The following is an 11,685-nucleotide window of genomic DNA, read 5'->3' as shown; positions in this document are numbered from 1 at the left end:
ATCCCATATACTATTTATATATTTTCCCTTCATTCTACCACACAATATACTTTATAAAACCCCTACTATTTGATTAAATGCCTCTTTCGGAGAAAGTTCAGTATAGCAAGCCATGTCTCTACTACAGGTTTTCCAATTACCACAAGGTTGACATGGCAAATTTTTTTTAATTTTTATTACAAGCTTAACTTCTGGAAACCAACCTTCGTTAGGTCCAAGTATTACTATTGTTTTCCTACCTAAAGATAAGGAAAGATGCGAAGCAAAAGAATCATTACCCAATAAAAACGCACTATGAGAAATAACTGAAGCTAACATTCGAATAGATAAAGGCTCCTCAATAATAACTCCATCTTCTATACAACTGTAAGCACGTTCAGCAAGTTCTTCTTCTCCAGGAGCATAAACTACTAAAGGTTTCAACCCTGTATATCTTGAAAGGTAAGTTGCAAGAATTCCAAATTTCTCAGGTTGCCAAGCTCTTCTGATTCTCCTTGAGGTAGGAACAACAACAAAAAAAGACCTTTCTTGAAGCCTAAGCTTCTCAATTATCTCCCTACCTTTCTTCAATTCTTCTTCAGAAAGGTACGTCTTAGGCAAGTATTTCTTTATGGGCTTATTAATACCTATCCCTCTTAAAAGTTCCATCCTTTCCCAAACAGTATACCCATAACTCTTCCATTCAATAAGTTTATTGTAATAAAAATTCTCTCTCTTTCTCTTAAATGCAACTCTTACAGACGCACCAGAAAAAAAAGTAATCCTTTTAGACCTCCCCGTTCTCTGAATATCTACTACCGCATCATACTTCTCACGATATACTTTAAAAATAGTTTTTAATTCTCCAATAAAGCCTTTATCAATAGTCAAAATTTTATCTATAAAAGGATTTCTCTCCAAGATTTCCTTTCCAGCAACAGAAGTAAGAAAATGAACCTCAACATTCGGTATTTCTTCTTTTATCACCCTTCCAAGCGGTGAAGAAAGAAGAACATCTCCTAACTGCCTAATTTGTATCAACAGTATTTTCATTTAAACCACCTATCAGTTAAAATTCAGCTTAATTTACAAACTAAATCCATATGGAGCTTACTATAAATGAAAATCCTTCAAGCTACAACAGCAAGAGGCTGGAGCGGCGGAACAGAACAGTGTCTTCTATTAGCTAAATATATGAATAAGTTAGGTTATGAAACTCATATTTTAACCTTTAAAAACTGTGAATTAGATAAAAGAGCTGAAAACTTAGGAATAAAAAGAGTTCATTTTCCAAACACAAAAAAGTTTAGCTTAAAAGAAGCAAGAAAATTATCTCAAATCATACAAAACTACGACATTGTCAACACTCACATATCAAAAGCACACTGGTTTATCTGGTTGGCTTCTTTATTCACAAGGAAAAGACCAAAACTAATCTACACAAGAAGGGTTTTCTTTGATATATCAATGATTTCAGCCATTACAAAATACAACATAAACGTTGACGCAATAATAGGAATATCTCATGAAATATACGAGAAGCTAAGAAATTATCCATTAATAAAGAAAAAAATCCACTACATCCCCTCAGGCATAGAATTAGATAGATTCAACCCTTATATAAAAACCAAAATTTCAATAAAAGAAGATTTAAATATTCCCTCAAATGCAATAGTAATCACTCATATAGCAAACTTTTCGGAAGTTAAGGGGCAACACATTTTGCTAAAAGCTTTCCAAAAGTTTACCACCATGCACCCAGACAGAAATTTAGTTCTGCTATTAGCAGGAAGAGATACCCAAAGTGAAAAGGCTTATCAGCTAATAAAAAAGCTAAACCTCACAAAAAAAGTCATCCCTTTAGGTTTCAGAAGAGACGTCCCTCAAATACTCAAAGATACAGATATTTTTGTATTTCCTTCATTAAGCGAAGGGTTAGGAAGTTCCCTTCTCCAAGCAATGGCAATGAAAAAAATAGTGGTAGCCTCCTACGTTGGAGGAATAAAAACTTATCTAAAACACATGGAAAACGGAATAGCTGTAGAACCCGGAAGTATTGAATCTCTATATAAAGGATTACTCACCGCTATTGAAAACATTAATAACGAAAAACTAAAAGAGAACGCAAGAAAAACTGCACTTGATTTTGACATAGAAAAAGTAGTTGACAGAACGTTAAAGGTCTATAGGGAGGTTCTCAATGGCGTTTCCTAACTTTCAAGACTTTAAATCAGGTAAAGAGAAAATAGCTATTATCGGTCTCGGATACGTAGGATTACCTTTAGCAATCGCACTATCTAAAAAATTCTCCGTTATAGGCTTTGATATAAATAAGATAAGGATAGAAGAACTCAAAAGAGGTTTTGATAGAACTGGAGAAATCCCGTATGAAACTCTTAAATCCTCCTCCATCACTTTCACCTCCTCCCCAGAAACCTTGAAAACATGTAAACTCTTCATAATAACAGTACCTACTCCCATAGACGAACACAAAATCCCCGACCTTTCCCCTATCAAATCAGCTACCCAAACAGTTGCCTCACACATGCCTAAACATTCAATAGTCGTCTACGAATCAACGGTTTATCCAGGCGTAACGGAAGAAATTTGTGTTCCCCTGTTAGAAAAGTTTTCAAATATGAGATACATGCACGACTTTAAAGTAGGATACTCTCCAGAAAGGGTAAACCCGGGAGATAAAGTCCACACTATAGAAAACATAGTTAAAGTAGTTTCTGGATGCGATAAGTATACAACGGAACTATTAGCAGAAATTTACGGAAGCGTAATAAAAGCTGGAATTCACAAAGCACCAAACATAAAAACTGCAGAAGCAGCGAAAGTCATAGAAAACACACAAAGAGATTTAAACATAGCTCTCATGAACGAGTTAGCACTAATATTCCACAAGTTAGGCATAGACACAAGAGACGTTTTAGAAGCCGCCGGAACGAAATGGAACTTCCTAAAGTTTGAACCTGGACTTGTCGGTGGACACTGTATAGGTGTTGACCCTTACTACCTAACGTTTAAAGCTCAGGAAATCGGACACCATCCAGAAGTGATACTATCAGGAAGGCGTATTAATGACTATATGGGTAAATTCGTAGCAGAAAACGTTGTAAAACTGATGATAAAAGAAGGAAAACAAATCCTCAATTCAAAAGTTTTAATAATGGGACTTACTTTCAAAGAAAACATAAAAGATATAAGGAACACAAAAGTTATTGATATTTATAACGAACTCAACTCCTATGGCGTCAAAACGTTTGTTCACGACCCTTACGCAATTCCAGATGAAGTAGAAAAAGAATACGGAATAAAATTACTACAGGACATTAAGGAACAAGCACCTTACGATGCCATCATCGTTGCAGTGAAGCACGAACCTTATAGAAATTTGAAATTTGCAGATTTTAAAGAAATGGCAAACGGAAAACCTATCATAGCTGATGTTAAAGGAATCTATGACCGAAACGAGTTCAAAGATGCAATACTATGGAGACTATAACCTACTACTCATAGATGTAGGAAACACAAGAACAAAAGTGAGAATAATTAAAGATTCTTTTAAGAAAGATGTTTCTTTCCCTACTTCTGAAATTAAAAAAAACATAGAAAAGTTCAACCCAAATTCTTCCGTTATAGCAGTTTCCGTTGTCAATAAAGCAACAGAAATCTTAAAAACACACTTCAAAAACATTAAGTTTATCACTGCACAAACCAACCTTCCTATCAAAATCAATTACTTAACGCCGCAAACCTTAGGAACAGACAGAATAGCTCACGCATGCGGAGGGCTACTCTATGGAAACTCTTTCATAATAGTTAATGCTGGTACCACAACAGTAATAGACATTGTAAAAGAACGAAAGTTTTTGGGAGGATGGATACTGCCCGGCATAAAGTTATCCTCCCAGTGTCTCTACAAATTCACCTCTAAACTACCCTTAGTTGAAAACTTTACCCTTAACAATTTTTACGAACCTGGGAACTCCACAACAGAATGCATAGAAAAAGGAATACTACTTTTTACAGTTTCCTCAATCCAAAAAGTTAAAAAAACCTTCAACCTACCAATAATACTGACAGGAGGGAACGGCAAACTTCTCACAAACTTCATAAAAGCAAAATACGTAGAAAACTTAACCCTTAACGGGCTTGAGGTAATAGCAAACTTTTCTTCTCAATCCTAACAATTCCGTCATTTCTCCAAGTAAACTTTAACGCCCCTGTAGGGCAGGCATCTACACACTCTGCACAATTCCAGCAATATATACTTTGACTTTCACCAACACTCGGCTTTATACCCAAAGGACATTTCTTATCACAAACTTTACAGGAAAGACACTTGTCAGCATTATATTCAATAACCAACTGTCTTTTTGAAGCAACCAAAGCAAGCAAGGCTCCTAAAGGACATAAATATCTACAGAAAAATCTTCTCGTAATCAAATTGAGAAGAAGAACAGCAACTACAATATAAATCTCAATCGTTATAACGTGGTAAAACACGTAAAACATTGTTTCTCTACCAACAAGCCCCGGCGGAGACCACCACACAAATAGTGGATAGCCTACAACCATTGTCAAAATTAGCTCTGCTAAAAGCGCAAACCAGATGACTCTTCTATTCAGAATTATCAAGCCCTCTCTATATTTTAACTTCTTTCCTACAACAGGAAATAAACCTAACAGTTTATCCGTTAACATTGAGAGGAAGGTAATCGGACACATCCAACTGCAGAAAACTCTCCCCATCAGAAAAGCAAGAGTTAAAGGAATCAACATCCCAATAATTGAAGGAAGGTAGAAAAACTTCCCAGTTAAAATCGTTTCAAGCCCCTCAAGCGGTGAAACTATCCACATATTCCCAATACCAAGAGACTGAAACCATCCCTGAACAAAGTTTATATCCCACTTATAATTCAAAATAGGATTAACCGTTATCACCAAAAAGCAGGCAAACAGAAAAGCATATCTAAAAAACCTGATTTTTCCCTGCTTTACCTTAGCCATTTAACACCTCAAGACTTTTTAATATCTTTTAACTTCACCTCTTTTATCTTTTTCCATCTAATAGGCTGTATAGAGATTGCTTTTTTACCCTTATTACCCTCATAAGTATCGGCAATGCATGAGTAAGCACATATTCCACAACCCGTACAGTTTTCCTCTATGATGTAAGGTCTAAACATCGGGTCAATCTTTATAGCAGTTCCAGCAAAAGGACACACGTTATAGCACGTTCTACAGATAAGTCCCGTTTTATCCTGTTGCCACGAAACACATATTTCTCTATTTATTACAGCAACTCCCATCCTCACTTCATCCTTTGCACACGGCTGGAGAGAACCTGTAGGACACACATAAACGCACTTCATACATAAATAACAGGGCTTCTCTAAAACGTTTATATAAGGAGTACCTGAAAATACTCCTCCATTTTTCACATCAAAATATTTAATACAATGGTAAGGACAAACCTCTCCACACCTTCCACATCTTATACACCTTTTTGCAAATTCATCTTCAGGAACAGCTCCAGGTGGACGTAAAATATTAGTTTTTATCGGTGATTTAATCATAGTTTTTGGATTTTTAAATTCAGAAAGCTTGCAGGATTCAAAAACAGTAGCCGTCATAAAAGCTGAAAGCGTTACTTTAATAAAATCCCTACGCGTCGCTTTCTTTTCCATTATCTTCATCCTCACCAAAATAGAACCTTTCCGCCAATTTCTCTGACCTTTTCAGACCGTGAAAAGGATTAGACGGAACAATTTCTCCTTTTTCTATTTTTTCATATTCATCCAAGAAATATGCTTCAACAACTCCAACGTATAAAACTCCATCAATCTCCTTAATTCGCTTTTCTATAGCTTCAACGTCCTCATAAGTTTCTCCTTCTAAAACCACAATAACGTAATGGACGTTTTCCTTTTCCTTCAAACCACTTCCATATACTTCCACTCCCGGAATTTCTAACAACTCTTTCTCAACAGAAAACCCTTTTTCAGGTTCACAAGCCACAACACAGCTAACTATCGGCATCCTTCATCTCCTTAATTTAATGCTAATAATACGATTAAATTGGTTTAAAAAGAAAAGGGGCGGGATATCCCGCCCCTAATTTCATTAAACAGGGTCTTTTTCAGACTTTATAAGCTCAGAGTTGTGGAGGTAACCTCCTCTAACCTTTTCAAGCTTAACCAAGAAGGATTGTATTGGCTGAGCTGGAGCATACTTGCTTATACGGCATGCACAAATCTTAAACTCAGGTTCTTTAGAACCTTTATCAAAAGCATCCTTTGTACAGAAGTTAATCATTCTCTTCTTATCCTGGTCATACCAGTAAACAAATACCATTCCTTCCATAGGACCTTGGTCTGTAGCAACTTTGGCTGGAATGATGTTTTTGCCGCGACGTGTTTCTATAAGAACAAGGTCACCTGTAGAGATACCCATTCTCTGAGCGTCTTTCGGGTTAACTTCTACCCATGCGTATGGGTTAGCTTCAAAAATCTCTTTAATACGACCCGTCATAGACATTGTGTGCCAGTGGTCAATAATCCTACCTGTAGAAAGGTAGAATGGATATTCTGCATCTGGCTCCTCAGCTGCCCCCTTATAAGGTCTACACCATACCCAGAACTTGTAATCTTTATGAAGTGGTCCATAATCAATAATTTCCCAACCTGCAAATTTAGATGGATATTTCTTAGCAAGAGCAGTAGCAAGTGGGTCTTTTCCAACAACGAATCTTCTCAACGTTCCACCTTTCTTAGCAATCTCAACGGTTGGCGCTGGCCACTGAACACCATCCGGTCTTTCAAGGAGAACTTCATAAGTAGCACCGGAAAGGTCGTTATCTCTACCTTTAGTAACTTTTTGAGAGTACTCAGTCCAGATAACTTTTGGAAGCTCCCACCATGGGTCTTTATCTACAACAGCCTTGTAAGGTTTAACAAGAGCGTCGTAAACAATCTTAGCCCTTCTTCTCATTTCAGGGTCACTTTGCTTAGCAAGCTTCTTAGAAAGAACTTCAGCAAACTTAACAACCATCCAGTTTTCAGGCATCGCCTGACCAGGAGCTTTTACAGCCTTAGGTGTCAATTGAGAACGTCTTTCAGTACAACCGTAAACACCCGTTTTCTCAAAGTGGAACGCACACGGCAGAATCATGTTGGCAAGCTCAGAAGTTCTTGTTGGGAATATATCAGAAACTACAACAAACACATCTTCTCTTGCAAAACCTTCACGGAATCTTTTCAAGTTAGGTAAGGATTGCATTGGAGATGTTTCATTCACCCACATGAAGTAAATAGGCTTAAGTCCTTTAAACCTCTTTCTATCCTCTGGAGTGTAAGAAACAGCAGAGAACATCTTAACTGTGTGATAACCAGGCTTAGGAGGTATCGTTCCTTTAGGAACACCCCAAATCTTTTCAAGTTGATGTCTTAGTTTAGGATTTTTAACAACCCTGTGACCCGGTAGGATATGGCACAATCCACCACCTTCTCTAACACCACCACAAGCGTTTGGCTGACCTGTTAAAGAAAGGGAATCAGCTCCATCCTTACATACGTTACCTGTTAAAAGGTGAATATTAGTAATAAGGTTGTTAGCCCAAACGCCTCTAATTCTCTGGTTAATACCCATTGTCCACATTGAAACAGTCTTTGTAGTTGCAATTCTCCTTGCAACTTTTCTAATCATCTCAGGTGTAATGTTACCGCCGCAAATTCTTGCTGCATATTCTGGAGTATATTTGGCAATAAACTTCTTATACTCTTCAAAGGAAACTTTATGTCCTTTTAGAGGAACTTTATCTTTACCTGGAGTAAACGCATGGAAAGCACAGTATTTTTCAACAAATTCTTTATCGTAAAGTCCCTCATTAACAATCACGTTTGCAATAGCGTTAAGTAAAGCAAGGTCTGTTCCTGGTTTAAACTGCATATGAATATCAGCAATACGTGATGTTCTCGTTACCCTTGGGTCAGCATTAATTACCATAACATCAGGATTTGCCATTTTACGCATAGCAACACGCTGATACAAAATAGGGTGAGCCTCCGCAGTGTTGGAACCAATGATGAAAATAGTTTCTGCATTATCTATATCCCTATAACCACCAGCAGGCTCATCAGCTCCGTATGAAGTTAAGTATCCACCAACTGCAGAAGCCATACAGAGTCTTGGGTTACCCTCAACGTGGTTAGAACCAACACATCTCCAGAGTTTCTGGAAAAGATACGTTTCTTCTGTTAAACACTGACCAGAACCGTAATATGCAATACCGGACCATCCCATTGCATTTTTGTGATAGCCACCTTTCTTCATAGCTTTAATCATTTCATCGGCAAGAATGTCAAAAGCCTTCTCCCAGGAAATAGGCTTGAAAGGTTCTTTCTTACTCTTCCTGTAAAGAGGCTGCGTTAATCTATCAGGATGCCTGAATAGCTTGTAGAAAAGCATACCCTTCATACAGAGGAAACCATGGTTAATAGCAGAATTTTTCTCTCCACGTATCCTTACTGGTTTACCATCTTTAAGACCAAGCCATACTTTACAACCTGTTCCGCAGAAACGGCAAACACCTCTTACCCACTCAACACCCTGGTCATCTACCATATAAGCGGGAGAATTCTTAACTTCTTCTGGAATCTGAACAATATTCTCTCCACCATAAGCTAAAGCTTCATCAAACTTACCGTCAATCTTTATTCCGAGGTCTATTCCTACAAAAGAAGCTGCTGTCAATGCTGCAGTCTTCTTTAGAAAGTCCCTTCTTCCAACTCCCATCGTACCCTCCATTTCTCAAGAATTTTTAGTGAATACCAAAGTCCTGCGCAGTTTTAGTTTTAATAACACCTTTTCTATGGAACGTAAAGTAGTGAGCCGGATGGCACGTCCAACACTTCATGTTAGGCATCCTCATACGCGCGCTAACAACCTCTTGATAATGGCATGCCTCACACTTTGAAACCGGGGGTTTTACATAAAAGTTATCTAACGTTCCATGACACTGATAACACATAACATTGGCAAGACCGTGAACAGAGTTACTCCATTCCCTTGCTACCTCTTTGTGGCACCCCTGGCACGTCTGATACTGAGGCTTCAGCTTCTTAATAACACTTGCCGGAATAGGGTGCTCATCAGCCATTACACCGGTCGTCCCTGCAGCCATCATAAAAGCTGCCAAGAGAAAGAGTTTGGCTTTCACTTTACACCTCCCTTAAACCTGTTTTATTTTTCGGAAAGCTCCTTAATTTTAACTTCAAGCTCTTCTCCATGCCCCACATACCAGTGGCACCTCAAGCAGTTATCGCTAACTTTTCCCATTTTAATCTTTTTATGAGACTCATTATTAGGTAACACTTGATGACAATGTTTACAATTCTCAACGTACACATAATTCTTACTTTCATCTAACTTTTCAAGCCAATATTTAGGATTATCAGCATACCCACCATTTAAAATATGTCCTAAAAAGTCTTTTGTTCCTGAAGATGCTTTAGCTATAAGGTAAGAAACAACATTGTCATGAGGCAAATGACAATCAACGCATGTAGCTCTAACAGCCCCTCCCTTATTACCCAAAGGACCATGAGGACCTTTCAACCACGTTTCATACATAGGCTTCATTTCATGACAAGAAGAACAGAACTGAGGAGTACTGGTATCCTCTATTATTTGAGCAGATATAAGAGCTGCAGCACCTGCGATAACGAAACCTGCCAGTCCGCTTAGAATAATCGTTCTTTTAGCCACTTCTATAAACCTCCATAACACCCGGTTTTGGATTAATTATAGTAAACCACTCTGCAAATGTCTATATATCCAAATGTTTCATATGGGATTATACAAAAAATGGTGTTTAAACTATTTATAGTTTTTAAGAAAACCCCTTGTTTAAATATCGGTCAATGTGTAATATAATAGGTGAACACAAAAACACTACTGGAAGGAGGCAGAACCATGCGCACATCTAACGTCTTAAAATTAGCCGCTACATTTGCAGCGCTTGGGTTTGTTGCTTCCTGTGGTGAGCAACCAGCACCAGCACCACAAAAGCAACCAGCCCCAACACCTGAGAAAACAACTCAGGAAAAACCAAAGGCAGAAACAACTACTTACAGACCAAAGAAAGAAAACGTCCCTCCAGCTGTAAAAGCCTTACTTGAAAGCAACCCCTACTACAAAAAGTTAGTAAGCTTCAAACCTTCTCCTGCTGTTTCAAGCAAAAAATGTCTTTCCTGCCACGAAACAGAAACTCCAGGTATCGTTGCTGACTGGCAGCACTCTATGCACGCCAAAGCAGGTGTAGGTTGTGTAGACTGTCACGTTGTTCCAAAAGACTATCCAACTGCTTTCAAAAAGCATAAGCTCCAAGGAGCTAATTGGACAGTTGCAGCAGCTGTTTCTTCCGTAACTTGTGCTAAGTGTCACCCACTTGAAGTAGCAGAGTTCTTAAACTCCGGACACTCCAGAGGTGCTGCTCAGTGGGTTAACACCGTATCCAAGCACGGTAAGTTAATGATTAAACTTGCTTACGAATACGAATCCTGCAAAGGATACAATCCTTCTTTAGGACTTGACCCTAAGTTTTTAATGAAGGGAATTAGAAAAGACCTTCCTGTAGCAAGAGCAAACGAAAAGACTCCTAAAATTGCAGATTTAGTTGTAGCAAACAACTGTATCCAGTGTCACGGCGGATACGTAAAACTTGACAGAAACGGACAACCTGACCCAACAACATGGCCTAACGATGGTATAGGTACACTCTATCCAGACGGTGGTGTATCTAACTGTTGTGCATGTCACTCCAGACATAAGTTCTCCGCTGCTGAAGCAAGACAACCAGCAGCTTGTACAAACTGTCACCTCGGTCCAGACCACCCAGACAAAGAAGTATTTGAAGCAAGCGTTCACGGACACATCTTTGACACAAACGAAGAAGCTTACGACTTCTCCACAGGTAAGCAGATTCCAGGTAAAACGCTTAGAGCTCCAACATGTTTCACATGCCACTTAAGTGGAATTAACGGTCTCAAAGCAACTCATAACGTAAGTGCAAGACTTAAGTGGAACCTCTGGGCACCTGTTAGCAAACAGAGAAATGGAAAAGCTGAAACTGCTGGTTGGACATGGTGGAAAGAGAAGAAAGCTATTAGAGGCAACCCAGTAGCAGGTAACCCAGGTGGAGCCGAAGCTGGAAGAGACGAAATGAAACAAGTATGCGTAACATGTCACTCTCAAACATTTGCTAATAACTACTTTGAAAGAGTTGATGCTGCCGTTGAAACTTACAACAAGTACGTTGCATACGCTCAGAAGATGTTCAAAGACCTCAAGTCCAAAGGTCTCATCAAATCTGACGTATGGAGCGACCCATTCTTCAAGCTCTACTACTACCTCTGGCACCACGAAGGAAGAAGATTCAGACAAGGTGCAGCAATGGGTGGACCAGACTACTCTCACTGGCACGGTGTATTCCAGCTCCAGCAAGAAATCAGAGAAATGCAGGATATCTACAACTACAGAATCAAAATGCTCAAGAAGCTTGGCGACCCGAAAAAAGTTCTTGCTACAGAACCACCAAACTCTATCGTTACTCACGAGTAATAGATTCAAACATACATTTAAAGGGGGCGTTTGCCCCCTTTTTTTATTCCATAAATTTTCAAGCCAAAATAAAAA

General features: G+C 38.6%; 11 protein-coding genes. 4 read left to right on the top strand and 7 right to left on the bottom strand.

Going from position 1 to position 11,685, the window contains the following annotated elements:
• Nucleotides 1–51 precede the first annotated feature (51 nt).
• Nucleotides 52–1,032: a glycosyltransferase family 9 protein gene (locus QOL23_RS08155; RefSeq protein ID WP_283401093.1), complete on the bottom strand. Its 981-nt coding sequence runs from the start codon at nt 1,030–1,032 to the stop codon at nt 52–54.
• Nucleotides 1,033–1,098: 66 nt separating this feature from the next.
• On the opposite strand from QOL23_RS08155, the gene QOL23_RS08150 reads away from it, so the two are divergent.
• The 3 genes from QOL23_RS08150 to QOL23_RS08140 are packed head-to-tail and all read left to right on the top strand — an operon-like array spanning nt 1,099 to nt 4,175.
• Nucleotides 1,099–2,193: a glycosyltransferase family 4 protein gene (locus QOL23_RS08150; protein ID WP_283401092.1), complete on the top strand. Its 1,095-nt coding sequence runs from the start codon at nt 1,099–1,101 to the stop codon at nt 2,191–2,193.
• The gene (locus tag QOL23_RS08145) at nt 2,180–3,490 is read left to right on the top strand and encodes a nucleotide sugar dehydrogenase (protein ID WP_283401091.1); all 1,311 of its coding nucleotides are present in this window, start codon (nt 2,180–2,182) and stop codon (nt 3,488–3,490) included. The genes QOL23_RS08150 and QOL23_RS08145 overlap by 14 nt, the downstream gene beginning before the upstream one ends.
• The gene (locus tag QOL23_RS08140) at nt 3,468–4,175 is read left to right on the top strand and encodes a type III pantothenate kinase (protein ID WP_283401090.1); all 708 of its coding nucleotides are present in this window, start codon (nt 3,468–3,470) and stop codon (nt 4,173–4,175) included. Before QOL23_RS08145 ends, QOL23_RS08140 begins: the two co-directional genes overlap by 23 nt.
• Here the strand turns inward: QOL23_RS08140 and QOL23_RS08135 are convergent.
• From QOL23_RS08135 to QOL23_RS08110, 6 genes are all read right to left on the bottom strand, one after another.
• The gene (locus QOL23_RS08135) at nt 4,132–4,998 is read right to left on the bottom strand and encodes a 4Fe-4S binding protein (protein WP_283401089.1); all 867 of its coding nucleotides are present in this window, start codon (nt 4,996–4,998) and stop codon (nt 4,132–4,134) included. The two genes, QOL23_RS08140 and QOL23_RS08135, sit on opposite strands and share 44 nt — an antisense overlap.
• Before the next feature lie 8 nt (nt 4,999–5,006).
• Nucleotides 5,007–5,678 (bottom strand): 4Fe-4S dicluster domain-containing protein, encoded by a 672-nt coding sequence (locus tag QOL23_RS08130; protein ID WP_283401088.1) that lies wholly within the window; start codon nt 5,676–5,678, stop codon nt 5,007–5,009.
• Nucleotides 5,656–6,030, bottom strand: a complete 375-nt coding sequence (locus QOL23_RS08125) for a chaperone NapD (RefSeq protein WP_283401087.1) — start codon at nt 6,028–6,030, stop codon at nt 5,656–5,658. Before QOL23_RS08125 ends, QOL23_RS08130 begins: the two co-directional genes overlap by 23 nt.
• Nucleotides 6,031–6,114: 84 nt before the next feature.
• On the bottom strand, nt 6,115–8,784 hold the full coding sequence (locus tag QOL23_RS08120; protein ID WP_283401086.1) for a molybdopterin oxidoreductase family protein: 2,670 nt from the start codon (nt 8,782–8,784) through the stop codon (nt 6,115–6,117).
• 25 nt (nt 8,785–8,809) lie between these two features.
• The gene (locus QOL23_RS08115; RefSeq protein WP_283401085.1) at nt 8,810–9,208 is read right to left on the bottom strand and encodes a hypothetical protein; all 399 of its coding nucleotides are present in this window, start codon (nt 9,206–9,208) and stop codon (nt 8,810–8,812) included.
• Nucleotides 9,209–9,231: 23 nt separating this feature from the next.
• Complete coding sequence (locus QOL23_RS08110) at nt 9,232–9,756, bottom strand: cytochrome c3 family protein (protein WP_283401084.1); 525 nt, start codon at nt 9,754–9,756, stop codon at nt 9,232–9,234.
• A gap of 207 nt (nt 9,757–9,963) precedes the next feature.
• Between QOL23_RS08110 and QOL23_RS08105 the strand changes: the two genes are divergently transcribed.
• Nucleotides 9,964–11,610: a multiheme c-type cytochrome gene (locus QOL23_RS08105; RefSeq protein ID WP_283401083.1), complete on the top strand. Its 1,647-nt coding sequence runs from the start codon at nt 9,964–9,966 to the stop codon at nt 11,608–11,610.
• Nucleotides 11,611–11,685: the final 75 nt, after the last annotated feature.

This window comes from Desulfurobacterium pacificum (assembly GCF_900182835.1).
Lineage (GTDB): Bacteria > Aquificota > Aquificia > Desulfurobacteriales > Desulfurobacteriaceae > Desulfurobacterium_B > Desulfurobacterium_B pacificum.
Note: the sequence above shows the minus strand (reverse complement) of the source record. Positions and strands in the feature narration are given on the sequence as shown.